This is a genomic window from Angelakisella massiliensis, assembly GCF_900104675.1.
In the GTDB taxonomy this organism is placed as follows: domain Bacteria; phylum Bacillota; class Clostridia; order Oscillospirales; family Ruminococcaceae; genus Angelakisella; species Angelakisella massiliensis.
Genome location: NZ_LT629944.1, coordinates 119,146 through 142,138 on the forward strand (window position 1 = coordinate 119,146; position 22,993 = coordinate 142,138).

General features: G+C 54.5%; 21 protein-coding genes. 9 read left to right on the forward strand and 12 right to left on the reverse strand.

Annotated elements, in window-relative coordinates:
- The first annotated feature begins 63 nt into the window (after positions 1-63).
- The 4 genes from BQ5383_RS00940 (at position 64) to BQ5383_RS00955 (ending at position 4,554) form a co-directional block, all read left to right on the forward strand.
- Positions 64-399 carry a hypothetical protein gene (locus BQ5383_RS00940; RefSeq protein ID WP_071428944.1) on the forward strand — a complete coding sequence of 112 codons (336 nt, stop codon included), beginning with the start codon at positions 64-66 and terminating at the stop codon, positions 397-399.
- Between the two features lie 159 nt (positions 400-558).
- Positions 559-2,508 carry a PTS fructose transporter subunit IIABC gene (locus BQ5383_RS00945; protein ID WP_071428945.1) on the forward strand — a complete coding sequence of 650 codons (1,950 nt, stop codon included), beginning with the start codon at positions 559-561 and terminating at the stop codon, positions 2,506-2,508.
- A 407-nt stretch (positions 2,509-2,915) separates the two neighbouring features.
- Positions 2,916-3,644, forward strand: coding sequence for an ABC transporter ATP-binding protein (locus BQ5383_RS00950; protein ID WP_071428946.1), 729 nt, complete (start codon positions 2,916-2,918; stop codon positions 3,642-3,644).
- Positions 3,637-4,554, forward strand: coding sequence for a SufB/SufD family protein (locus BQ5383_RS00955; RefSeq protein ID WP_071428947.1), 918 nt, complete (start codon positions 3,637-3,639; stop codon positions 4,552-4,554). Before BQ5383_RS00950 ends, BQ5383_RS00955 begins: the two co-directional genes overlap by 8 nt.
- Positions 4,555-5,294: 740 nt before the next feature.
- Here the strand turns inward: BQ5383_RS00955 and BQ5383_RS00960 are convergent.
- Positions 5,295-5,906 (reverse strand): ANTAR domain-containing response regulator, encoded by a 612-nt coding sequence (locus BQ5383_RS00960; RefSeq protein WP_071428948.1) that lies wholly within the window; start codon positions 5,904-5,906, stop codon positions 5,295-5,297.
- 41 nt (positions 5,907-5,947) lie between these two features.
- The gene (locus tag BQ5383_RS00965; RefSeq protein WP_071428949.1) at positions 5,948-7,162 is read right to left on the reverse strand and encodes a glutamine synthetase family protein; all 1,215 of its coding nucleotides are present in this window, start codon (positions 7,160-7,162) and stop codon (positions 5,948-5,950) included.
- A 450-nt stretch (positions 7,163-7,612) separates the two neighbouring features.
- On the opposite strand from BQ5383_RS00965, the gene BQ5383_RS00970 reads away from it, so the two are divergent.
- The 3 genes from BQ5383_RS00970 (at position 7,613) to BQ5383_RS00980 (ending at position 10,246) form a co-directional block, all read left to right on the forward strand.
- Positions 7,613-7,801: an alpha/beta-type small acid-soluble spore protein gene (locus BQ5383_RS00970; RefSeq protein WP_071428950.1), complete on the forward strand. Its 189-nt coding sequence runs from the start codon at positions 7,613-7,615 to the stop codon at positions 7,799-7,801.
- Positions 7,802-8,092: 291 nt separating this feature from the next.
- Positions 8,093-8,779 carry a DUF554 domain-containing protein gene (locus BQ5383_RS00975; RefSeq protein ID WP_071428951.1) on the forward strand — a complete coding sequence of 229 codons (687 nt, stop codon included), beginning with the start codon at positions 8,093-8,095 and terminating at the stop codon, positions 8,777-8,779.
- A gap of 276 nt (positions 8,780-9,055) precedes the next feature.
- Complete coding sequence (locus BQ5383_RS00980; RefSeq protein ID WP_139193308.1) at positions 9,056-10,246, forward strand: WD40 repeat domain-containing protein; 1,191 nt, start codon at positions 9,056-9,058, stop codon at positions 10,244-10,246.
- 119 nt (positions 10,247-10,365) lie between these two features.
- Here BQ5383_RS00980 and BQ5383_RS00985 read toward each other — a convergent pair whose 3' ends face one another.
- The 10 genes from BQ5383_RS00985 to BQ5383_RS01025 all read right to left on the reverse strand — a co-directional run bounded on the left by BQ5383_RS00985 (position 10,366) and on the right by BQ5383_RS01025 (position 20,115).
- On the reverse strand, positions 10,366-10,821 hold the full coding sequence (locus BQ5383_RS00985; RefSeq protein ID WP_071428953.1) for a hypothetical protein: 456 nt from the start codon (positions 10,819-10,821) through the stop codon (positions 10,366-10,368).
- Between the two features lie 177 nt (positions 10,822-10,998).
- Positions 10,999-12,312 (reverse strand): YjiH family protein, encoded by a 1,314-nt coding sequence (locus BQ5383_RS00990; protein WP_071428954.1) that lies wholly within the window; start codon positions 12,310-12,312, stop codon positions 10,999-11,001.
- Between the two features lie 49 nt (positions 12,313-12,361).
- Positions 12,362-13,681 (reverse strand): YjiH family protein, encoded by a 1,320-nt coding sequence (locus BQ5383_RS00995; protein WP_071428955.1) that lies wholly within the window; start codon positions 13,679-13,681, stop codon positions 12,362-12,364.
- On the reverse strand, positions 13,662-13,859 hold the full coding sequence (locus BQ5383_RS20510; RefSeq protein WP_139193309.1) for a hypothetical protein: 198 nt from the start codon (positions 13,857-13,859) through the stop codon (positions 13,662-13,664). The genes BQ5383_RS00995 and BQ5383_RS20510 overlap by 20 nt, the downstream gene beginning before the upstream one ends.
- Before the next feature lie 61 nt (positions 13,860-13,920).
- Positions 13,921-14,760, reverse strand: coding sequence for an FAD binding domain-containing protein (locus BQ5383_RS01000; protein WP_235821911.1), 840 nt, complete (start codon positions 14,758-14,760; stop codon positions 13,921-13,923).
- A complete protein-coding gene (locus tag BQ5383_RS01005; protein ID WP_071428956.1) occupies positions 14,757-15,230 on the reverse strand; it encodes a (2Fe-2S)-binding protein in 474 nt (157 codons plus the stop codon). Before BQ5383_RS01005 ends, BQ5383_RS01000 begins: the two co-directional genes overlap by 4 nt.
- Before the next feature lies 1 nt (position 15,231).
- Positions 15,232-17,484 (reverse strand): xanthine dehydrogenase family protein molybdopterin-binding subunit, encoded by a 2,253-nt coding sequence (locus BQ5383_RS01010; protein ID WP_071428957.1) that lies wholly within the window; start codon positions 17,482-17,484, stop codon positions 15,232-15,234.
- A gap of 535 nt (positions 17,485-18,019) precedes the next feature.
- The gene (locus tag BQ5383_RS01015; protein ID WP_071428958.1) at positions 18,020-18,292 is read right to left on the reverse strand and encodes a hypothetical protein; all 273 of its coding nucleotides are present in this window, start codon (positions 18,290-18,292) and stop codon (positions 18,020-18,022) included.
- A gap of 114 nt (positions 18,293-18,406) precedes the next feature.
- Positions 18,407-19,417 (reverse strand): LacI family DNA-binding transcriptional regulator, encoded by a 1,011-nt coding sequence (locus tag BQ5383_RS01020; protein ID WP_071428959.1) that lies wholly within the window; start codon positions 19,415-19,417, stop codon positions 18,407-18,409.
- Positions 19,418-19,500: 83 nt separating this feature from the next.
- Positions 19,501-20,115, reverse strand: a complete 615-nt coding sequence (locus BQ5383_RS01025; protein ID WP_071428960.1) for a nucleotidyltransferase family protein — start codon at positions 20,113-20,115, stop codon at positions 19,501-19,503.
- 306 nt (positions 20,116-20,421) lie between these two features.
- Between BQ5383_RS01025 and BQ5383_RS01030 the strand changes: the two genes are divergently transcribed.
- Positions 20,422-21,498: a mandelate racemase/muconate lactonizing enzyme family protein gene (locus BQ5383_RS01030; RefSeq protein WP_071428961.1), complete on the forward strand. Its 1,077-nt coding sequence runs from the start codon at positions 20,422-20,424 to the stop codon at positions 21,496-21,498.
- A gap of 38 nt (positions 21,499-21,536) precedes the next feature.
- Positions 21,537-22,703 carry a DUF819 family protein gene (locus tag BQ5383_RS01035; protein ID WP_071428962.1) on the forward strand — a complete coding sequence of 389 codons (1,167 nt, stop codon included), beginning with the start codon at positions 21,537-21,539 and terminating at the stop codon, positions 22,701-22,703.
- The last annotated feature ends 290 nt before the right edge of the window (positions 22,704-22,993 follow it).

Sequence of the window (22,993 nt, forward strand, 5' to 3'; positions counted from 1 at the left end):
ATCTATACCAGCGAGGCTTATGCAGGATTTCTGAAATATTGTAACCAGCGGGGCTGGGTGACAATGGATGATCTGGCCAGATGCTCCTTTGAGGAACTGGGCATCGCAGCCGATTTGTCGGTGGGAATTGTCAGCCGTATCCAGGCGGTTTACCGTGCCTACCAGAAGAGCAATTTTATTGAGAGCACACCGGTGAAAAAAGCCGCTGCGCCTCAGGCGGTCAAGGAGGAGGATTCTGCGGTGGTGGAAGCCTACTTCCGCGCCAACGCTTCCAAGCTGATCCACATGAATGAAATTGTACGGGCCACCGGACTGAAAAAAGCGGCGGTAGCTGCTGTGTTGGCCAAGGCTCCCTGGTGCCGGGAAGTGGATGGCTCCACCTATTTTTATCAGCAATAAAAAAGTCTCTCCAGGGACACTCTTTTACAGAAAAGAGCTTTTGAAACGCGGTATTTCGACCGCGTTTTTCTTTTTGCCGTAAAGTTGTCTATAAAATAGTATCAAAATGCAGATGTTTCTGCTACAATGAAATAAATGGGACAGAAAGGGGGATTTTATTTGCTGATCTCCGATCTATTGCCGGAGAAACAGATCTTGACCGGCGCTCATGCAGCGGATAAAAATGATGCTCTTCAGCAAGCGGTCCGTTTGCTGCGCTCTGAAAAGGTCCTCTCCAGTGAAGAACAATTTCTGGCACAGGTCCTGCGGCGGGAAGCCGAGGGATCTACAGGCGCCGGCGGCGGTCTGGCAATCCCCCATGGCAGATGCTCCGCTGTACTGCGTCCTGCCCTGGCCGCTATGACTATTCCTGACGGAGTGGAATATGCTTCCATGGACGGTCAGCCGGTTCGGCTGCTGTTCCTGATCGCCGCGCCGGAACAGGATAACGGTGTATATCTTTCTGTGCTGAGCACCCTTGCCCGGCTGCTGATGAACCGGGATCTGCAGCAAAAGCTGATTTTGGCGGCTGACGCCAGGGAGTTTCGCCAGGCACTGCTGGAAGCGGAACAAACTCCGGCCGGTTCAAAAAACGCACCGGAAACGGCAGAAGATGCAAAAACCGGTTCCCGCCGGTATCGTCTGCTGGCTGTAACCGCCTGTCCTACAGGGATCGCTCATACCTATATGGCGGCCCAGGCTTTGGAAAACATGGCTGAAGAGCTGCAGCTGTCTCTGAAGGTGGAAACTCAGGGGGCGGAAGGTGTGAGGAATTGCCTGACCCCAGCGGAAATCGCTCAGGCGGAATGTATCATCATCGCCGCCGACCGCAACATTCCAATGGATCGCTTCAATGGCCGTCCTGTGATCCAGGTGAGTACCTCCTACGCCATTCATCACAGCAGGGAGCTTTTGCTGCGGGCTGTGGACGGAGGCGGGATGCTTCAGGAAACAACCCGTCCTCAAATTACCGACCTGCTGCTGAAAAACGATCCGGACGGCGGACCCATTCACGGGGAATCCCTGCCCCGACGGTGGTACCGTTATCTGATGAACGGCGTTTCCCATATGCTCCCCTTCGTCATCGGCGGGGGAATCATCATTTCCCTGTCTTTTCTGGCCGATACCCTGCTGGCTCCGGGGGATTCCCTGTTTACACTGGGGCAGAATTCCTCTGTAGGAGACTTTCTGCGGACGGTGGGCTTGCAGTCCTTTCGGCTGATGCTGCCGGTTTTGTCCGGTTACATCGCTGTGTCCATCGGGGACCGGCCCGCGCTGATGGTAGGGTTTCTGGGAGGCGCTTTAGCCAGCGCAGGGGGATCCGGATTTTTGGGCGCCCTGCTGGCGGGTTATTTGGGAGGATATCTGGTGCAGCTGCTGCGCCGTCTTTTCGCCCCACTGCCCAAAAGTGTGGAGGGCATCCGTTCCATGCTGTTTTATCCTCTGTTGGGCACCTTGATCATCGGCTTTGCCGTTATGTTCTTCATTAATCCTCCCCTGGCCGCACTCAATGTGCTGGCCACCAGCGCCCTGGAAAATATCAGCGCTACCGGAGGGATGCTGCTGGGCGCTGCCCTGGCTTCCCTGATGGCTCTGGATATGGGAGGTCCTGTCAACAAAGCGGTTTATCTCTTCGGTACGGCTTCCCTCCTCAGTCCCAGCGGCGATCTGCTGCCTTCCGCCATTATGGCGGCCATTATGGCTGGAGGCATGGTGCCGCCTCTTGCCATCGCCCTGTGCGCCACCTTCTTTCCCAACCGCTTCCGTCCCAGAGAACGTCAATCCGCCCTGACCAACTATATACTGGGCCTTTCCTTTGTTACAGAAGGCGCGCTTCCCTTCGCCGCCACAGACCCGCTGCGGGTCTTTCCCAGCTGTGTGGCAGGCGCTGCCGTAGCCGGAGCCTGGACGATGGCCTTTCGCTGCCGGCTGCCCGCTCCCCACGGGGGGATTTTTGTGCTGCCGGTGATGGAAAAACCTTTGATGTTTCTGGCCGCTCTCCTTGTGGGCTCTGTAATCGGAATGCTGCTGATGGCTTTTCTCAAGCCTTCTGTCCAAAGCAACGATTGAACCGGTTTTCCGGGCATCTCAATCTGCTTTGTTCAAAACGGTTCTTTCCTTCCCTCAGACTTTTGAAATAAAACAAACTGACACGGGCGCTGCTGCACTTGGGTGCAAGGCGCCCGTTTTTGCTGTTTAGCGGGAAAACCAATAGGCGCATCTGATCACATTCCATACATCAAAAATGTCATATGGGTCTTCGGGCTGTCAAGGCGTTCTGCTCCTCCGTTTTTTCGGCCTTCCTGCCCCAGGCAGCGTTTACACATTTGAATGGGGCTTTGAAATTTTCAGCTGTCTTTCCATAGGGATGGGGATGTCGGCAAAATCTTGACAAATGATAGGGAAAAGTGTATTGTAATAATTGTCTACCAATTAAATCTACAATTGGAAATCAAAATACGGGAGGCAGCAGAAAAATGCTGGAACTGAAAAACATCTCGCTGACTGTGGAAGACGGCGCGGAGCTGCTCAACGACGTCAGCTTTACAGTGGATGACGGCAAGCTGGTGGTCATTACCGGCCCCAACGGCGGCGGAAAATCCACCCTGGCCAAGGTCATCGCTGGTATCATTCAGCCCTCCTCCGGTCAGATCCTGTTTGACGGAGTGGACATCACCAATAAAAGCATCACCGAACGGGCCAAAATGGGGGTCAGCTTCGCCTTTCAGCAGCCGGTACGCTTTAAGGGTCTGACGGTCCGGGAGCTGCTTCATCTGGCGGCAGGCGAGCAGCTGACCGATGAGCAGGCTTCCACCTATTTGTGCGAAGTGGGACTGTGCGCTTCCGAGTATATCGACCGGGAAGTAAACGGAAGCTTGTCCGGCGGTGAAATCAAACGGATCGAAATTGCCATGATCATGGCGCGGCGCACCCGCCTGTCCATCTTTGATGAGCCGGAAGCAGGCATCGACCTGTGGAGCTTCAACAACCTCATCGATGTTTTCCATAAATTGCGCCGGGAACTGAAGGGCTCTTTGATGATCATCTCCCATCAGGAGCGCATCCTGGATGTGGCGGACCGGATCATCGTTCTGGCAGACGGAAAGGTGGCCGCCCAGGGGTCCAAAAACCATGTCCTCCCCGAACTGCTGGGAGGCAAGTGCAAATTCTGCTGCGGACAGGAGTGTGTCAACGACCATGAATGAGATTACCAAAAGCCTTCTGGCCATGATCGCGGACCTGAAAGGGGAACCCGACGGGGCCTATAATATCCGGGAGGACAGCGGCTGCGCGGGCCGTCAGTCCACTGCCAACGTGGATATCGTTCCCAAAAAGGATAAACCCGGCATCGACATTATCGTCAAACCCGGTACCAAGGGAGAAAAAATTTATATTCCTGCCTGCGTCACCCACAGCGGCGTCAATGACCTGGTTTATAATGACTTCATCATCGGCGAAGACGCGGACGTAACCATCATCGCCGGCTGCGGCGTTCACAGCGAAGGAGAGGAGGACGCTGTCCATAACGGCATTCACAGCTTCTCCGTGGCCAAAAATGCCCGGGTACGGTATGTGGAAAAGCATGTGGGCACCGGCAAAGGCACCGGCAAACGGCTGATCAATCCTCAAACCTATATCGTACTTGACGAAGGCTCCTATCTGGAAATGGACACCATGCAGATCAAAGGCGTGGATTCCACCAAGCGCATCACCAAGGCTGCTGTAGCGGCGGGGGCTAAAGTGGTGGTGAAAGAAAAGCTGATGACCCACGGGGAGCAGTACGCTGAAACCGCCTTCACTGTGGATCTCAATGGGGAAGGCTCCGGCGCGGACCTGGTGTCCCGTTCTGTGGCCAGGGATCATTCCCGTCAGCTGTTCCGCTCCTGCATCAACGGCAACGTGGCATGTACCGGCCATTCCGAGTGTGACGCTATCATCATGGATCAGGGTGTGGTCAGTGCCATTCCTGAGCTGACTGCCAACCATGTGGATGCTGCCCTCATTCATGAAGCCGCCATCGGCAAAATCGCCGGTGAACAGCTGATCAAGCTGATGACCCTTGGCCTCACACCTGAAGAGGCGGAAGCCAAGATCATCGAAGGATTCCTGAAATAACTTTTTGAAAGACAGCAAAGGCCCCCGGTGGTAAACCACCGGGGGCCTTAAGTGTGCCGAAGGAATTCGGCACACTTCCAGGGGGACCCAGTCCCCCTGGATACGATTCTGGTTCCTGACGAAACCAGCGGCGATACCCCCGGTTTCGCGCCCCTGTGGGCGCGGGTCGTGGTATAAAAATCAGGCACATGTCCCTCTGAGTGTGCCGAAGGCATTCGGCACACTTCCAGGGGGACCCAGTCCCCCTGGATACGCCGCTTGGTTCCTGACGAAACCAGCGGCGATACCCCCGGTTTCGCGCCCCGGTGGGCGCGGGTCGTGGTATAAAAATCAGGCACATGTCCCTCTGAGTGTGCCGAAGGCATTCGGCACACTTCCAGGGGGACCCAGTCCCCCTGGATACGCCGCTTGGTTCCTGACGAAACCAGCGGCGATACCCCCGGTTTCGCGCCCCGGTGGGCGCGGGTCGTGGTATAAAAATCAGGCACATGTCCTGATTTTTATGATTTTGAATTTTTTCTTGGAAACAGGTTTTCTACAGTTTGATGCCCCCGGTGGTAAACCACCGGGGGCGTTTTATCTGCTGAGCGTATGCAAAAGCTGTTGGAAAAAGCTGTGCCCAAAGGGAGTGCTCTTTTGAAACTGTATCCTTCAGATGACGGACATCAGATTTTCCCGAAGGAACTATCCCTTCCCACTAAAGCGATATTCCTGATGTGCTTAAAACGCTTGCGCAAATATCAGGGATTCTTCCTGGATGGAGAGCAGGCACCGTAGCTGCTGATAATATCCTCCGCCACCTGACGGCGGGTAAGGCAGCGGTCCATCGCCCGTTTTTCAATGGCTCTGTGGGCCTGAGGTTCGGTCATCTCTTCTTTGTCAATCAGCAGCCATTTGGCCCTGTTGACCAGACGGATCTCCTCCATTTTTTCCTCAAGGGTCAGGGTCTTTTTCCCCGCTTTTCTCAGCCGTTCCCTGGCACTTGCCATCCATTCCAACGCCTGAATCGCCATCTGCCGGGAGGTGGGCTTGGGCAGGAGAAAAACTCCCTGCTCCGCTGCCTGATCATAAATTTCCGGATACATCTCCCGTCTGACCAGCAGTAATACTACCGATTCTCCTTCCCGGCACAAATCCACCGCAAAACCCACAGCGGTTTCGTCAGGCAGGGGAGCATTGACAATAACAAAATCAAACGCCTTTTCAAGCAGAGCCCGTCTGGCCGCACCCACACTGGCCTCCTGTCTCACCAAAGTATAAGGAGGGCCGGAAAGCAGCGGAAGCAGCGCCCCATTAAAGCTTTCCGACGCTGACACCAGCAGAACACTGTAGGACCGTTCCTTGAGGCTCATCGCAGCTTCCCTCCCCTTCTCTTATTTTCTACAGCAAATCTTCATCGTTGTCCGCAGTACAGTTCCACCAAACCAGCCGGCATCCTCTGTTTTATAAAATCACTGTTTCTGGCCGTTGCCGCCGCTTCCTGCAGGCTTTCCGGCAGGGCTTTGAATTTTTGAAGCACTTCTCCCGGGGCAGTGAACAGATTGATGTCTGCCGGTTCCACCAGGGGAAGCTTCTGGGAAATGCCATAAAGACCCGCATAAATCAGCAGGGCAAAAGCCAGATACGGATTGGCCATGGGATCCGGCGAGCGCAGCTCCGCCCGGCGATAGGCGTCCGCAGCCGCCGGGACCCGGATGAGCTGAGAACGATTTTCTTGTGACCAGGAGATATACCGGGGTGCTTTGGCGCTGCCGAACCGCTGATAGGATTGAGAACTTGGGTTAAGAAAAACTGTCATTTCCGGAATCTTTTCCAGAATACCAGCGATGATCCAGGGCAGCAGATCTTCTCCACTGTCGCTGCGGGCGGAAATATTGATGTGGAATCCGTTTCCCGGCCGTCCTGTCAAAGGCTTGGGGGAAAAATCCGCCCACAGTCCATTGGCCCCCGCCACCGCCTTGACCACTGTCTGAAAAGTCATGGCGTCATCCGCCGCGTTCAGCGGCCTGGAATAGCGGAAGTCGATCTCGTTCTGGCCCGGGCCCTCCTCATGATGAGAGCTTTCGGGGAAAATGCCCATTCTCTCCAGAGTCAGGCAGATCTCCCGGCGGACATTTTCTCCTCTGTCCTCCGGCGCCGCATCCATATATCCCGCCTGGTCATGAGGCTCTTTGGTAGGCTCCCCTTTTTCGTTGAGGCGGAAAAGATAAAACTCCAGCTCTGAACCGAAGAAAAAGTGGATTCCCTGCTTTTCCGCCTGCTCTACCGCCTTTTTCAGCAGGCTCCTGGTGTCGTTGTCCAGCACGGTCCCGTCAGGATGGCAAACCGAGCAGAACATCCGTACCACACGCCCATGCTCCGGACGCCAGGGCAGATCTGTCAGTGTCTCCGGGTCCGGCCGCAAAAGGAGATCGGATCTGGTCTCATCCCCGAAGCCCCGAATAGCGGAAGCATCAATCGCAATGCCATGTTCAAAGGCCCGGGGCAGTTCTCCCGGCATGATGGCAATATTTTTCTGTCTGCCGAAAATATCACAAAAGGCAAGACGAATGAATTTAACGTCCTCCTCCCGGACGTATTGCAGTACTTCCTGGGGAGAATATTTCATACAAACACCCGCTTTCCTGAAATTCAAATCCTGCCGCTCAGGGATACGCTTTTCCATGGCACAGCCAACTGATCCCGGCAGCCTTCAGATGGGAGAGAAGAAACTGAAAACAAACCTTTCCCCACACTCTTCTCCCATTTCTTTAATGGAAAAGCGTTCGTAAACAGAGGGCACCTTCCCCCTGAAAACGAACGCCATTGCTCATTACTGTTGTATTTTAGCATCCAAAAGCGGCCCTTGTCAATGCCGCGATGATATCTTCCTGCCGATCTTTCTTTTTTTAAAAAACCAATCAAGTTTCTCCTTTCTCCGCCTGGTGGGGCAAGAAAATTTTCTTTCACATTTTTGTCAAAAACTGACTGTTATATCCCGAAAGAGTGCGCACACAATAATAGCGCAAACGCCAAAACATCAAATTCAACAACTACTTTTAAGGAGTGTATTTTCATTATGGCTAACAAGAAAGCGAAGGAAGCTCTGTCCAAGATCAAGAACGAGGCTGCCCAGACTGTGGGCGTTACCCTGAAGCAGGGTTATAACGGCGACCTCACCTCCCGTCAGGCCGGCAGCATCGGCGGCGAGATGGTCAAGAAGATGGTGGAGTCCTATGAGAACTCCAATTCTTCTTCCATGCAGTAACATTCTGATCCCTCAGTGATCGTGGGCCGGGTTTCTTCGGAAACCCGGCTTTTTTCTTTGCAGAAAATGTGCGGAACTAATCTCATCTGTTTTCATCCATAACGAGCCTGCTTTCTACCGCTGTTTCCAGTGCTGTGATAAGCATCTTTTCCCTACCGGCCCCAAACAGAGTATCTCTGGCTTCATCAGCACAAAAGAAATACAGCAAAGCAAAAACTTGACTTTGCCGCCGGTTTGGCTTACATTAATGAATAAAAACACCTCTCAGCCACTGTAAAGGAGCAACATGAAATGATCGGAACCATTGCCAACACCGCCACCATCCTTGCCGGCAGCATCATCGGCAGCACCCTGCGCAAGGGGATCGGAGAAAAATACAAGTCCGCCCTGATGGACGCCATGGGCCTTGCCGCCACCGCTCTAGGCATCAATTCCATCGTTCAGGCCATGCCACAGTCCAAATATCATGTGTTGTTTATTGTCAGCCTGGCTCTGGGAGGCGTTATCGGCACCCGACTTTCTCTGGATACGGCTTTTGAGCGGGCGGTTTCCCATATTTCCCGGGGCTCCGATCTGGCCCGGGGATTGTCCACCGCTATTTTGCTCTACTGCGCCGGCACCCTTTCCATTCTCGGGCCTATCCAGAGCGCCCTCCAGGGGGATCATACCTATCTGTTCACCAACGCCATTCTGGACGGTATCACTTCCATCGTCCTCTCCTCCACCTTCGGCATCGGCATCGCCCTGGCGGCGGTGGTTCTGTTTTGCTGGCAGGGAGCCATTTACCTGCTGGCGGGGCTGATCGCCCCTTTTGTTACCGACACACTGATGACTGAAATCAGTCTTGTGGGAGGGGTCCTTATCCTCTCCTCCGGTCTGGGAATCCTGGGCATCAAACAGATCAAGACGCTCAATCTTCTCCCCGCCCTGTTGATTCCTCCGGTGGCAGTGACCATCCTGTCTGCCTTTGGGATTTGAAGCCGCCCTTTTACCCTTATGGACACTCATCCTGTCGCAAAACTTTCTCCCCTGTTTCCTGTCAGGGAAACCGGCGCTGTAAAAAAACAAAGCCAATCGGAAACGACGTTTCCAGCTGCCTCAATGATTCTGACAAATCGCTGGAGCAGAACAATTAGCGTGAAGCTTTTGCAAAGAAAGAAGTTGGATTTTACAATAAAATCCAACTTCTTTTCGTTTCCTATAGTGAAAGAGAAAAGACTTTTTCACAAAACACACCAAGAGTAAGGAGGCATCATGATGAAAGTCCCAACGATTCTGTCTTTTTCATCTTTGCTGCTGGCTGCGGCCATGATACTGAACGGCTGCGCTCCAACGGCGGAGCAAAACGTTTCCCCGGAAGTTTTTCATCAGGATTCCTCCTCCTCTTCTCAATCGGTTTCCGCTTCCTCTTCCACCCCATCCGGCTCCAATACGGAGGAGGCGGTATTTACCGACCTGACCAGCTTGGTGTTGTCCCAAGAATTCCCTTCTCTGGAACAGATAGCCCTCACCCCCGACGGGGACAAAATTCTTTTGCTCACTGCAGGAGGGGAAAAAAGCCGCCTGGTGTCGCTGGAACTGTCCTCTCAGAAAGAAACGGTTATAACGGAGCATTCCCGGATTTTGCGGATGGACTGCTGGAATGATGAAGTCTATCTTCTCACAGAAGATTCCGTGATCAAACAGAACCTGGAAACCGGAGAAAAATGGACGTTTCCCACAGCGGAGGATGTCTCTCTGCCATCGGCCCGTGTTTCCGGGGACGGCGCCTCTCTGGCGGTACCGGGGAAAGGGCTGCGGCTGATCCCGCTGGAAGGAAATGGAGAGCCGGTCACACTCCTCCCTGGAGAATCCCGGAATGTGACCTTGGTTCGTCCCCTGGAGGAGGGGCTTTTTGCCGTCGCCCTGCGGGGAGAAGAGGGAGAGAAATACACCTGCGTTGTAAACAGCCAGGGAGAGATCCTTTTCCAGGGACAGCTGAATGGATCTTACCCCACAGTCTGGCAGGAGGGAATTCTTGTGTCCCAGGATCAGGAAACCCAGGGTGACGGAACAGTGGCCCTGGTGAATCTGGAGGCCGGTCAGGTCAAGGAATTCACCCTCAAGAACAGGGGGGAAGAAAACGCCGCCGCCATCAGCGCTGACGGCCGATGGATCTTGACCGGACTGTTTGAGGACAGTTCCGGTATTCTCTGGGTAAACCTCTATGATACGGACAAAGGCCAAAGCTGGCACTATACTCTCCCCTCCTCCCTTTTTCAGGGAACGCCCAATCTGGTGGGCGGGGGAGATTCCCTGCTGCTGACCAATGATGGCGTCGGCTTTCTGCGCCTGTTGGATTCGGAGGGTTATCGGCTGGTTCAGGTGGATTTTCCTCAGGAAAAGGGCATGGGAGAACAGGTTCTGGTGAAAGAACTGAACCAGGAGTTGTTTTTTCCCTCATAAAAATGATTTTGCTGCATAAAAGGCCGCCCCTGACAGGAACATTTTCCGGTCAGGGGCGGTGCCTTTATGCAAAATTTTCACTGTCTCGGCAGCTGTCAGGGCAAAGAAGGATTTTCCTGTCACTGAAAACGGCAGGCGATCCCCGCCTCCTTCAGCAGCGTCAGGGCAAAACCATAGTTGCCCCGCAGACGGTCCAGTTGGCTCCTGGAAAACAAAATCAGCCCTGCGCCGCTCTCTCCCCCGCCATGGCGGAGAAACACATTGGGCAGCAGCAGCTGGGAACCTGCCAGACGTGCCAGATACTCGCCCTTATTGGGATCATTGAGCAGCGGCAAAATCACCGTATTTTTCCCTGTGGGATAGGGAAGCTTTTTTTCCACATCCAGCCACAGGGGAAAATCCGCCGCAATCACCAGATCCAACCCTGTACAGCTTTCACGGGGAGCCGACGGTCCTTTCTTATCCAGCACAAACAACCGCTGACCGCAAAGGCTGCCCAGTTTCCGGCGAAGGCGAGAGGCTGTATGGCCGCTGCCGATGAGCAATACCTGTTTATTTTCAGCGTCCTTTTTCATGACACTCCCTCCTTTGACAGACGAATGGTGACTTTAGGACAGGTAAAAAGTTTTTCCCGGATACCTTGGGGAAAGAAGCCGCCCGTCCGCTTTGGAAGGCAGTGGAAGGGCCATCCTCAGAGGGCGGGCGGCGAACAAGCATCTATCTTTCCCACAGAAGAGGCTTTTTCACTTATTTCAGAACAACAGATGGGAGATGAGGGCCAGAACAGGAACAGCAATGATGGTACGGACGATGAACACCAGCACCAGCTCGCTCATTTTCACCTTCATGGAAGAGCCCAGCATAGCGTTGCCCGCCTCGGTCATAAAGACGATCTGCATGATGGCCAGCATCACCACAAAGAAAGCGCTCTGAGGGGCCACACCCTGGCCGGAGATGGCGATGACAGGGAGGCTCACTTCAATGAAGCCCAGCAGGGCGCCGGGAGCGATAGCCGCGGCATCAGGCATTCCCAGCAGGGACAGGATAGGGGCAATGGGCTTGCCCAACCAGGTGAACACAGGGGTGAAATGGACCAGTGTCAGGGTAACCACCACAATGGGGATCATATAGGCGATGATCCGCTGAGAGAATTTCAGGGCGTTGAGGAGGCTGCCCACAAAGGCCTTGAGGGTAAACTCCTCACTTCTGGCGGCTGCGGCGGCCAAAGCCCGCTGGAAACGGCTGCCTTCCTGGACCGGCTGAGGCTTTTCCTCTTCACCGGAAATATATTCGTTCTTTACCAGGGAGAGAGGGGGAATCCGTACGGTGACAGCAGTCATGAAGAACACCAGCAGCAGAGTGATAATAACCATCTGCCCGTAGCGCTCCTCCACACCGGCCATGGCGGCCAGCACGCTGATATAACCCACGCTGACGGTGGAGAAGTTGGTGATGGCGGTCATGCCTTCCTTCCGGGTATAGATGCCGGAAGCGTAGTATTGATCGGACATATAAACGCCTACAGCAGGAGAGACCATGAAGGCGGACAGACAGTTGACAGCAGCCTGACCGGGCATTTTGAAGATGGGGCGCATCAGAGGCTCCAGCAGCGTGCCCAGGAACTCCACGATACCGGACTTGAGCATAAAGATGATCAGCCAGCCGGCGATGGTGACGGTGAGCATGACGTTCTGGGCCAGGGTGATCACCTGTCCGCCTATGTCGGGATTCTGGAAGATGGAGGCAGGGCCGACTTTCAGAAGGATGCACAGGACAAAGATAAAGGCCAGAATGTAAAAGACGAATTTGGAGGGTTTGTCATCCTTGTGGAACTCCACAAACTTGGGGGATTTGACCACTTTGGCCATAAAGATGGTGAACATCAGAACAGAGAGGGAGATCACCACCAAAATAGGGAGAATCGGCCCAAGGAAAGCCTTGATGGTGTTGATGAACACCACAATGGGCACTGTCGCGCCGCTGACGGGGATGAGGAATAAAAAGATACCGATGAGGCTGAGGATGATAAATTTCGCGATGCCTTTGGTTCCGACTTTCTCAGTCATAAATAAGTACACCCTTTCTACATTCGGCCACAGGCCGGATTACACAGCTTCAAAACACCAGATGGGATACCAGCGCCGCCAGAGGAATCCCCAGAGCGGTGCGCACAACAAAGGTCAGCAGCAGGTCTTTGAGACGGATGGGCACCTGGGAGCCCAGCATGGCGTTGCCCGCCTCGGTAAAGAAGATAATCTGTATCACCGACAGCAGCACCACAAAGAAGGCGCTTTGGGGAGCCACTCCCTGGCCGGCGATACTGATGGAGGGCAGGCTCACCTCCACAATGCCGATGAGCACTGACGGCGCGATTTTTGCGGCGTCCGGCAGCCCCAGCAGCGCCAGGATGGGGGCAATGGGCTTGCCCAGCCACTGAAACAGGGGGGTATAGTGGACCAGGGTGAGCACCAGCACCACACAGGTGATCATAACACCGATGATCTTTTGGGCAAAGCAGAGAGCGCTTACCAGACTGCCCCAAAAGGCTTTCCAGGTAAATTCCCGGCTTTTTTCCGCGCCTGCGTCCAGGGCCTTGCGCCACCGCTGGCTGAAGGTCATTTTTTCCGGGCGGCGCATTGCGGGAGTCTGGGGAGTGCCGTCGGCATAAATCTCCGGTTTCAGGGAAAGGGGCGGAATCCGGACGCAGATCATAGCCATCACCAGCACCAGGATAAAACTCCACAGAATCACCTGGCTGTACATCCCCTCAATGCCCGCCATGGACACCAGCACCCCCATGTAGCCCACGCTGATGACGCTGAAGCTGACGATGACGGAGCAGGCTTCCCGCTGGGTATAGCTTTTGGAGAGATAATACTGTTCGGTGAAATATACGCCCACCGAGGCGGAGGAGACAAAGGAGGACAGGCAGTTGACTGCCGCTTCACCGGGGAGACGAAACAGGGGGCGCATTACCGGTTCCACCAGAATGGAGACAAACTCCACCACACCGGATTTGAGGATGAATACCACGCCCCATCCCGCCAGGATAATGGTGGTCATGACGGTGGAAGCCAGCTCCAGCACTTTTCCTCCCACATTGGGGTCCTGGAGAGGCGCCGGACCCACACCCAGCAGAATCAGTACAATCAGCAGGGCGGTGGAGAAGAAGAAGCCCACCTTCACCGGACCTTCCCGCTGCAGATACTTCCGAAAGGGTTCCAGCCTCAGACCTTTTCCCAGTACCACAAACACTGCCAGAGACAGGCAGGACAGCACCGGCAGCAGCACCACCCACCGGCCCAGGAGGGCCTTGAACTGTCCCGAAGCCCAGACGATGGGGGCACTGCCCCCTATCACCGGAACAAAAAATAACACGATTCCCAGGACACTGAGCAAGGTGAAGCGAAAATAATCAGTTTGTCTGCGTTCCATGTTGCTCTCCTCTTTTCTTCTGTCTCAACGGCCCGGGAAATTTCAGACCGTTTCTTCCACCAGTTCTTTGCAAAGCGGTGGAAAACTGGCCAGGCTGCTGCTTTTTGCCTTTTGGATCTGCTTTCCGTTTTTGGGAGAAAGCATTGGTCAGGGCAGAAGCCGGTTTTTGTGGATCCATTCAACCGAATTTCCAATGGAACCGGTTTTCATCTTCCGCCATAAGAACGGCATTTCACCGTTCAGTGGAATTTGGCCAGTACGTCCTCCATCACACCCTTGGCGGCCCAGACCTTGTAGTCCCGGTCAAACTTTTCAGGGGTGATCTTCATGATCAGGTCGGACAAAGCCTTGCCGGCAGCGGCTACCGTCTCATGGGTCAGAGCCTTGCCCACCAGCGCTTCCTCCGCTGCGGTCACCTCCACAGGAGTGAGAGAAATGGCTCCGGCGATGATCCGGGCGGAGCGAACCACACCCTGATCATCCTGATCCAGACGCACCGCCAGGCCGATACGGGAGATGGTCACCTTGCCCCGGAAGCCCAGCTTCACAAAAGCGGTACAGCCTGCACCTTTTTTCACCCGGAAGGCCACGATGGCTTCCTGATGGCCCAGGGAGGTACGACCAGGGCCCAGCACCACTTCATGGATGGGGGCTGCCCGCAGTCCCGCCGGACTGGCTATGACCACCTGGGCCTCCAGCATCCACAGCACCGGCAGGGTGTCTCCGGCCGGGGAGGCATTGGCGATATTGCCGCCGATGGTGCCGTTGTTGCGGATCTGAGGCGAACCCACATCTCCTGTCGCGTCAGGAATAGCTCCCAGCTCAGGGCGGAGGAGAGGGCATTTTTCCAGCTGGGTCATGGTGCAGGCAGCACCGATTTCTATATAGTCCTCTTTCTCCTCCACAGTGCGGCACTCCTTGACGCCGCCCATATACAGCAGGGCGTCCGGTTTCACCGCTCCGCTGTGGAGACGGATGATCAGGTCCGTGCCGCCGCTGATGATCTTGCTCTCAGGGGTCAGCTGACTCAGATCCCGGCAAAGTTCTTCCATATTGTTGGGATGATAGTTCTTCATCATGCCTGCTCCTCCTCCATTTCCCGTGCGGTGCGCTGGACAGCCCGGATGATCTGGCTGTAACCGGAACAGCGGCAGATATTGCCGGAAAGGGCCACCCGGATCTCTTCCACTGTGGGATGGGGATTATGCATCAGCAGCGCCTTGGCGGACATGATCATACCAGTGGTGCAGTAGCCGCACTGGACGGCGGTTTCCTCCACAAAGTTCCGCTGGATGCGGTCCAGCTCCCCGTTTTCCGCCAGTCCCTCAATGGTCAGGACACTGCGGCCCTCCAGCTGGCAGGCCAGCACCAGACAGGAATGGACCGCTTCCCCGTCGATGATGACGGTGCAGGCGCCGCATTCTCCTTCGCCGCAGCCTTCCTTGGTCCCGGTCATGTGGAGATCCTCCCGGAGGAGATCCAACAGCCGCTTGTCAGGAGCCACCTCCAGGGAAGTGGTCTTTCCATTTAATACAAAGGTCAGTTTCATCTTATTGAACCTCCTTGGATCTCAGATACTTGGTGATGGCGTCAGGATTGAGGGGGATGAAGTTCAGTTCGCTGTCCAGAGCATCGTTGACAGCACCCATGACCGCGGCGGAAACCGGATTATGTCCCACCTCACCGATGGACTTGGAGCCGTAGGGGCCCTCAGTACCGCCGTCCTCAATGAACTCTACCTTGACGCTGGGGGCCTCAAAGGAGTTGATGACGTGATAATCTTTCAGGCTGCCGCTGGGCACACCGTTGTCCCTGATAAGGACGTGTTCGGAAAGAGCCGCGCCGGCGCCCATCACCACAGCGCCCTGGGTCTGGGCCACACACATCTCACGGTTGATGGCCTGGCCGATATCGTGAACCGCCAGGTAATCCAGAATTCTGGTCATGCCGGTATATGTATCCACTTCCACCAGCGCGAAGTGAGCGCCTGCCACACCGGGATTGGTGGTGGGGATGTACTCGTGGCTGACAAAAACCTCCCGCTTGATCTTCTGCTGGGAAATATCCGCCACATCGCTCCAGGCAAAGGAGATGCTGGGGTCCTTTTTGGAGTAGACCTTCTGGTTCTCCACCACCAGGTCCTCCACCGGAACACCGGTGTACTCGCTGATGTGCCGCGCCATCCGCTCTTTGAGCTTGGCGGCACAGTCCTCCACCGCCCGGCCCAGAACATAGGTGGTGCGGCTGGAGAAGCAGCCTACATCCAGAGGAGTGAAATCGGTATCTCCTTCCAGAATCCGCACCTGCTCCGGCTGTAAGCCCAGAGCTTCGGCAGCGATCATCTTCATGGCCATGACGGTACCGCAGCCGTGATCGTGGAGGGTCATGTTGCAGCGGACGGTGCCGCTTTCATTCAGGCGCATCTCCACACGGGCAAAGTCGGTTTTGCCGGGATAGAAGTTGTTCACATGGCCGCCGACGGATACGCCCAGGCCCCTCTTGTACCGCTTGTTCTCAGCGTTGAATCGGGCCACTTCCTCTTTCTTCTTGGCCCACTCAAAGTGATCCCGGCCCTGTTCCAGTGCCTGATAGATCTTGTAGTTGCCCAGAGAGGTATTGGACATGGGATCGATATCGTTTTCCCGCATGACGTTCTTCATCCGCAGTTCCACGGGGTCGATGCCCAGCCGTTTGGCGGCCACGTTCATGTTGTACTCCAGCATGATAGCCGCTTCAGGGCCGGTCCATCCGCGGAAAGCGCCGTTGACGATGGTGTTGGTGATGACCGCCCGGGAAGAGAAACGGCAGTAGGGATATTTGTAGACCCGGAACATCTTGTGGGCCACGGTGCGGGCATAGTTGATGGAGTTGCCTACATAGGCGCCGGCATCCAGCGCCAGATCACATTCCACGCCCTGGAGCTTGCCATCCTTTGTAAAGCTGAACTTGGTATCAAAGTGCATGGGCGCCCGGCTGTAGGTGGAGATCATGGTCTCGCTGCGGTTATATACCACCTTCACGGGACGTCCCACCCGGATGGCGGCAGCGGCGGCCAGAGGCTCCAGCACCCATTCCTGTTTGCCGCCGAAGGAACCGCCCATGGTGGTTTTGACCACGCGGATGTTGTTGTAATCCATTTCAAACAGCTCGCCCACCATGGTACGGATACCAAACACCGCCTGGTTGGGGGACCAGATGGTCAGCTCCCCGGTATATTTGTTGTAATCGGCCACGCAGGCGTGGGTCTCCATGCAGACGTGGTTGATACGGCCGATATCGGTGGTGGTCTCAATCTCCACCAGATCTCCTTCCGGCTTCTCGCCTACAGTATGATGATACTCGCCGAAAACCGCTCCTTCAGGAAAAACGTTGTCGATCTTGCCGCTCATGCTGTCCTGGAGGTTGAGGGAATAAGGCAGCTCTTCGTATTCCACCTTGATCAGTCTCACCGCTTCCCGGGCGATTTCCGGAGTTTCCGCCACAACAGCGGCTACACGGTCTCCCACAAAGCGGACATGAGAATTGAAAATCCGCTCATTCTTCACCAGATCCTGACGGAACTGGGTTTGATAGCGGCTGTATTCCTTTTGGGTGGTGTTAAAGCAATCCAGCACATCCACCACGCCGGGCAGAGCCAGGGCCGCGGAGCTGTCGATGCTCTTGACAATGCCATGGGGAATGGTGCTGAAAAGCACCGCAGCATGAAGCATTCCCCGCAGCTCCATATCCCCCGCGTATTGGATTGTTCCGGTCACTTTGCCTACCGCGTCGTGGATAGGCCGGCTGGTTCCAACAAATTTCATGGTCACTTCTCCTCCATGGCCCTTCCCCTGCCTCGGGGCTTGAAAAAGGCCGGTTTGTTGTTGTGTACTTTTTGTCAGCCAATGGGGCAGATACAAGCAATTCATATCACGCCCGCATTATTCGTTAAAATTGTAACGCTTATTAAGTTACATGTCAATACTTTATTAAGTTTTTTATCTACAATTTTTTACTTAAATATTTTTGTATATTTAGCTAAGTAGATATTTTAATATCAATCTTGCCCAGCTATTTCTTTCCCGCAACAAAAAACACCTCTTGCCTGAAGTTTGGAGACGAAATGCACTTCGTCCCCCAATTTTCAGGCAAAAGGTGTTTTGAGCGTACTGTGAAAGTTCAACACACTTTCTGGGAGTATTGAGTAACCCTGACTGCGAACCTGGCTGCCGATAAAATCAAGTTCGATCCCCCGGTTTTCCCACCCAATGGGAGCGGGATAGCAATCAGGCGCATGTCCTTATGATTTTGAATCTCCTTTTCTCTTTGAAAGCAGGCTGCGCTCCCATATCACCGGCATTACCGCCGGAAAAAGGAATACAGACATACCAGAGCAATCAGCAGCAGCAAAAGAATCCGCAGCACCTTACCGCCACGGACAGCCCGGATCATTTCCATCAGCCAGTATACCGCCCAAAGAAACAGCGCTGTGAAAATCAGCCCCATCCCAACCAGCGTTCCCACAGTGAAAAAAGGATGAGGATAAGCGACGCCCGTAAACATCAACAACAAAAGTATCAGAAAACCAAGAACGGTACAGCCTATGGCAGCAGGATAAAGATATTTTTTCATTTTTACTTCCTCTAAAGCATGATGGCAAACAAGGTTTCCCAAACGACAAAACCGCTGTGTCCAAAATGACCAGGCACAGCGGTTCTATTTCCATTTATCTGTTTTGGAAGCGGATCACATCGGTTCCAGCCGCCGGACAGAATCCCGGCAGACCAGTTTTCCCTTTACAGTGATGGTTTCCGCCTGCCCCGGGCCATTGCGCAGCCGAAATACCGCACTTACCGCTTCTTCCGCCATCGCCGCCAGATCCACATAGATGGTGGTCAGCTGAGGGTCGCACATGGTGGCAAAGATATAATCATAAAATCCCACCACCGATATGTCCTCCGGCACCCGATAGCCCTGGCTTTGCAGATACCGGATAAAATGATAGGCAGTTTGGTCACAGTTGCAGACAAATGCTGTGGGCAGATGCTCCGGCAGCTGGAAGGTCTGGCGGAAGTTGTCATCCTCCCGATCCTCCAGAATCCAGTCCTCATAATAAGGAAGGCCGTGAACCAGCAGTGCTTTGCAATAACCGAAAAAGCGGTCCTGAATCCCACTGTTTGCCCAGAGGCTGCCTACAAAGCCGATCTCTCTGTGGCCCATCTGATACAGATAGCTGCTGATGCGGAAGCTGTTGAGAAAGCTGTCCGCCGTTACTGCCGAAGCCGGCACTTCATCATTGTAAAAATCCACCAGCACCAGAGAAAGCCCGGTTTGATGAAGCTTTTTCAAATACGCTGTGGACATGGTGCCCAATACGATGATACCGTCCACCCGTCCCGTATTTGCAAAGGGAGGCAAAATCCCTGCGCTTTCCTCTTCTTCCCTTACGATCTCGATCAGCCCCAGATGCCTGGCTTTCTTCAGCGATTGGATGACATTCTGGGACATAGACCAGTAAAAGGAATGCTCCGGCTTGGTATACCGCTGGGCGATGACCGCTCCCACAGTGCCGGTGCAGTCCGCCGCCAGCTTGCCGATGGTGGGCACATAGCTGTAGCCCATCTGCTCCGCGGTGGCCTTGATTTTGGCGCGCAGTTCTTCACCCACACCCTCTTTGTCCGCCAGCGCTTTGGAAACCGTTACGCTGCTGACGCCCAGTGCCCGGGCTATATCGGACATCCGAACTCCGTTTTTCATGGTAACTCCTTTGATCCGCAAAAGTTGATTTGCAAAAAATAAAGTAACTGTAAGCTTATGATACTATTTCTTTTAAGAAAAAGTCAAGGCTTGCGGGGCTCTGTGTCCTGCGGACAGATGAATTTCAAAATACGCTGATAATCCTCCGGCGTATCCATATCCATCGCCACCCCCGCTGTATCTGTCTCCATCAGTTTCCACTGGTCTTTCCACTGTTCCAGCGCTCCCCGCAGCCCCATGGTGCCGTCATGGGCAAAAATGCCGGAAAAACAGCTGCGGCCAATGACTGGCGGATGCCCCTTCTTGCCCTGATATGCCGGATAAAGCACAGGGGGCCTTGTGCGGCGGAACTCCTCCAGCAGCGAGGCCACCAGCGGCGCTTCCACCAGAGGACAATCCACCGGCAGCAGCAGAATGCAGTCACACTCCCCCGCTGCCCGCAATCCTGTCAGGACTGAAGAAAACATCCCCTGTTGGTATTGGGGATTAAAGACAGCCTCTCCGCCTGCTTTGATAATTTCCGGCTCCAGCGTCTGCCGCTCATGGCCGGTGACCACGATCACCCGCTCCGCTCCCCCCTGACGAAGTACACGGATCTGATGTCCCAGCACCGTCTCTGCTCCCAGCGGCAACAGCGCTTTCAGCTGTCCCATCCGGCTGGAAAGCCCCGCCGCCAAAATGATTCCCACCGCCTGCATTAGTCTTTCCTCCCTGACGCTTCCATTTAATAATCTTTCATTTTAATCAGTATAAGCCATCCCGCTGCGCGTGGCAAGAAAAACAAAGGGACCGTTGTAAGGGACAGAAGGACACTTTTTGACACATTTCCACCATATTCAAAGAAAAATATTAAAAAAAAGATAGATTTTTCGACGATTTTAGCGTTTTGCGCAATTTTTTTGCTTCCACTTTGGCGTTTTGTCTGCTATACTGTTTGCAAGCATCGAGCGCCTCGCGGGTCAAACGAGCCTCGATGAAGAAATGAAATGGAAGAAGGATCGAGTATGAAAATTACCAACGTGAAAATTGAGAAATTCTACATCGAGCTGACAGAACCCTTTAAGGTGGCTTTTGCCGAGGTGACCCACTCGGTAAGCGTTCTGATCAAGATCGAAACCGATGAGGGTATTGACGGATATGGAGAAGCCGCTCCCTTTGCTCCTGTCACCGGTGAGACTGCCGAAGGCACCATCGCTGTACTGGAAATGTTCCGTCCCGGCCTCATTGGTATGAATCCTCTGGATATTGAGAAGATCCATGCCATGATGGACAGCCTCATTCACGACAATGGCTCTGCCAAGTGCGCTGTGGATATTGCCCTCCACGATATCAAGGGCAAAGTGATGGGCCAGCCGCTGTACCGTGTACTGGGCGGTTACCAGAAGGTGGTACAGAACGATGTGACCATCGGCATCAGCACTCCTGAGAAGATGGCGGCAGCCGCGGCGGACTATGTCCACAACCAGGGCTACCGGATTCTGAAAATCAAAGCGGGCATCGATCCCGACGAGGATCTGCGCACCCTGAGCCTCATCCGGGAAGCGGTAGGTCCCTCCATCCGTCTGCGGGTGGACGCCAATCAGGGCTATACCATCAGCAAAGCCATCTATGCCCTGGAAGGGATGAAGAAATACGGCATCGAGGCGGTGGAGCAGTGCCTGCCTGACTGGGATCTGGATGGCGCTGTTTACCTCAAGCAGCATGTCACCGGCATTCAGCTGATGCTGGATGAATCCATCCACACCACCAAGGACGCGGCCAAAGCCTGCAAGCTGGGCGCTGCCGACATCTTCAACATCAAGCTTATGAAGTGCGGCGGCCTCTATCGCGGCGCTCAGATCAGCACCTTGGCGGAGAATTTCGGCATCACCTGCATGGTAGGCTGCATGCTGGAAACCAAGATCGCCATCACCGCCGGACTGAGCCTGGTGGCTTCCCGGAAGAACATCACCGAAGCGGACTGCGACAGCTTCCTCTATTATAAAGACGCTGACAATGGTATGCCCGGCGGCTTTGAGCGGAAGGGCGACCAGTTCACCCTCTCCGAGAAACCCGGTCTGGGCCTGGATATTTCCTTCTGATATCCCCCTTTGAGAAAGAAGAAAAGGAGAAGTGACCTATGTTTCCTCTGTTCCAAACCTCTGAAAGCATGCTGGCGGTAGTGCTGTGCATGATCGCCGTGGCTTTCTGGGTACAAAAATTCAAGGGCTTCCGGACACTGGGCCCCGCTTTGTTCGTTATCGTTGCCGGCATCATCCTGGTCAACCTGAAAATCGTTACCAATAACTGCCCGCTGTACGGTACCATTTCCACCTACTGCATTCCCATTTCCATCTCCCTGTATCTGCTCAACGTGGATTTCAAGAAGATCGTCAAAATGTCCCGGCAGCCGCTGATGTCCATCGCCTCCGCGGTGTTCAGCGTCAGCCTGGTGGCCCTGATTTTCGGTACCATCTTCGCCCCTCAGATCGATGAGGGCTGGAAAGTGGCCGGTATGTTCGTGGGTACCTATACCGGCGGCAGCTCCAACCTGACCGCCATCGCCACCGGCCTCAACGCCTCCGCTTCCACCATCGCCGCGGCCAATGCTGCTGACTATGTGATCGGTATGCCTTCTCTGATTCTGATGTTCGCGGCTCCCGCGCTGATGAAAAACTCCAAAAAGTGGCAGAAATTCTGGCCCTATTCCTTCACCGACGAGGAACTGCAGGGCGACGGCAGCCACACTGAGCTGATGGCAGCTCAGGAATGGAGCATCAAGGAGATCGCCATCCTGCTGGCCATTGCCGCCTCCGTGGTTGCCATCTCCACCAAGCTTTCCACCTTCTTCAGCGCTGATTTCGCCAGCGCCGGACGCATCCTGCTCATCTCCACCCTCTCTATCCTGGTAGCGCAGGTTCCTGCTGTCCGCCAGCTGAGAGGCGCCAACAACCTGGGCCTGTTCTTTGGTATGATGTTCCTGTGCGTGGTGGGCTTCTCTGTGGATATTCAGGGCTTCCTGGGTTCCGCTTTCGCCATCACCGCTCTGTGCTTCTGCGTCATTTTCTTCAGCCTGGTTCTCCATCTGATCATCACCAGAGCGCTGAAAATCAAGTATGAGTACGTTCTGCTGGGCATCGTTGGCGCTATCGCCGACGGTACTTCCGCCGCTCTGGTTGCTTCCGGCGCCAAGTGGAAGAGCCTGATCAGCGTCGGCCTGCTGATGGGTATCATCGGCGCTGTCTGCGGCAACTACTGCGGTATCGCCATCGCTTATCTGGTGCGTGCCCTGGCCGGAGTGGCATAACAGTCTTCAAGTAAAAATTTTTTCTTAAGCTTTTCGGCGGGGGAACGCCTTGGGAGGGTGAACATGGTTATTCCGTGTCACTGTGGATCCCGGGGCATCCCTCGCCGTTGAAGCACTAAAAATATGTAGTTTTGATTTTCCTTTTCAGCTATACTGAGTACGAAACCAAGCGGCACACGGCTCTCCGCCTGTTTCCCGGCTTCTGATCTTTCTACGGCTTCTGACTTTGAAGCCATTTCCAAAGAAGCGCAGATAAAGCCTTTGGTATGACAGGAGATGGAGAGCTCCTG

What these genes read in the sequence shown, in the direction of transcription:
- BQ5383_RS00940 (WP_071428944.1), top strand. Translation starts at nt 64, where the DNA reads ATGGATGATCTGGCCAGATGCTCCTTTGAGGAACTGGGCATCGCAGCC.
- BQ5383_RS00950 (WP_071428946.1), top strand. Translation starts at nt 2,916, where the DNA reads ATGCTGGAACTGAAAAACATCTCGCTGACTGTGGAAGACGGCGCGGAG.
- BQ5383_RS00955 (WP_071428947.1), top strand. Translation starts at nt 3,637, where the DNA reads ATGAATGAGATTACCAAAAGCCTTCTGGCCATGATCGCGGACCTGAAA.
- BQ5383_RS00960 (WP_071428948.1), bottom strand. Translation starts at nt 5,906, where the DNA reads ATGAGCCTCAAGGAACGGTCCTACAGTGTTCTGCTGGTGTCAGCGTCG.
- BQ5383_RS00965 (WP_071428949.1), bottom strand. Translation starts at nt 7,162, where the DNA reads ATGAAATATTCTCCCCAGGAAGTACTGCAATACGTCCGGGAGGAGGAC.
- BQ5383_RS00970 (WP_071428950.1), top strand. Translation starts at nt 7,613, where the DNA reads ATGGCTAACAAGAAAGCGAAGGAAGCTCTGTCCAAGATCAAGAACGAG.
- BQ5383_RS00975 (WP_071428951.1), top strand. Translation starts at nt 8,093, where the DNA reads ATGATCGGAACCATTGCCAACACCGCCACCATCCTTGCCGGCAGCATC.
- BQ5383_RS00980 (WP_139193308.1), top strand. Translation starts at nt 9,056, where the DNA reads ATGATGAAAGTCCCAACGATTCTGTCTTTTTCATCTTTGCTGCTGGCT.
- BQ5383_RS00985 (WP_071428953.1), bottom strand. Translation starts at nt 10,821, where the DNA reads ATGAAAAAGGACGCTGAAAATAAACAGGTATTGCTCATCGGCAGCGGC.
- BQ5383_RS00990 (WP_071428954.1), bottom strand. Translation starts at nt 12,312, where the DNA reads ATGACTGAGAAAGTCGGAACCAAAGGCATCGCGAAATTTATCATCCTC.
- BQ5383_RS00995 (WP_071428955.1), bottom strand. Translation starts at nt 13,681, where the DNA reads ATGGAACGCAGACAAACTGATTATTTTCGCTTCACCTTGCTCAGTGTC.
- BQ5383_RS20510 (WP_139193309.1), bottom strand. Translation starts at nt 13,859, where the DNA reads ATGGATCCACAAAAACCGGCTTCTGCCCTGACCAATGCTTTCTCCCAA.
- BQ5383_RS01000 (WP_235821911.1), bottom strand. Translation starts at nt 14,760, where the DNA reads ATGATGAAGAACTATCATCCCAACAATATGGAAGAACTTTGCCGGGAT.
- BQ5383_RS01005 (WP_071428956.1), bottom strand. Translation starts at nt 15,230, where the DNA reads ATGAAACTGACCTTTGTATTAAATGGAAAGACCACTTCCCTGGAGGTG.
- BQ5383_RS01010 (WP_071428957.1), bottom strand. Translation starts at nt 17,484, where the DNA reads ATGAAATTTGTTGGAACCAGCCGGCCTATCCACGACGCGGTAGGCAAA.
- BQ5383_RS01015 (WP_071428958.1), bottom strand. Translation starts at nt 18,292, where the DNA reads ATGAAAAAATATCTTTATCCTGCTGCCATAGGCTGTACCGTTCTTGGT.
- BQ5383_RS01020 (WP_071428959.1), bottom strand. Translation starts at nt 19,417, where the DNA reads ATGAAAAACGGAGTTCGGATGTCCGATATAGCCCGGGCACTGGGCGTC.
- BQ5383_RS01025 (WP_071428960.1), bottom strand. Translation starts at nt 20,115, where the DNA reads ATGCAGGCGGTGGGAATCATTTTGGCGGCGGGGCTTTCCAGCCGGATG.
- BQ5383_RS01030 (WP_071428961.1), top strand. Translation starts at nt 20,422, where the DNA reads ATGAAAATTACCAACGTGAAAATTGAGAAATTCTACATCGAGCTGACA.
- BQ5383_RS01035 (WP_071428962.1), top strand. Translation starts at nt 21,537, where the DNA reads ATGTTTCCTCTGTTCCAAACCTCTGAAAGCATGCTGGCGGTAGTGCTG.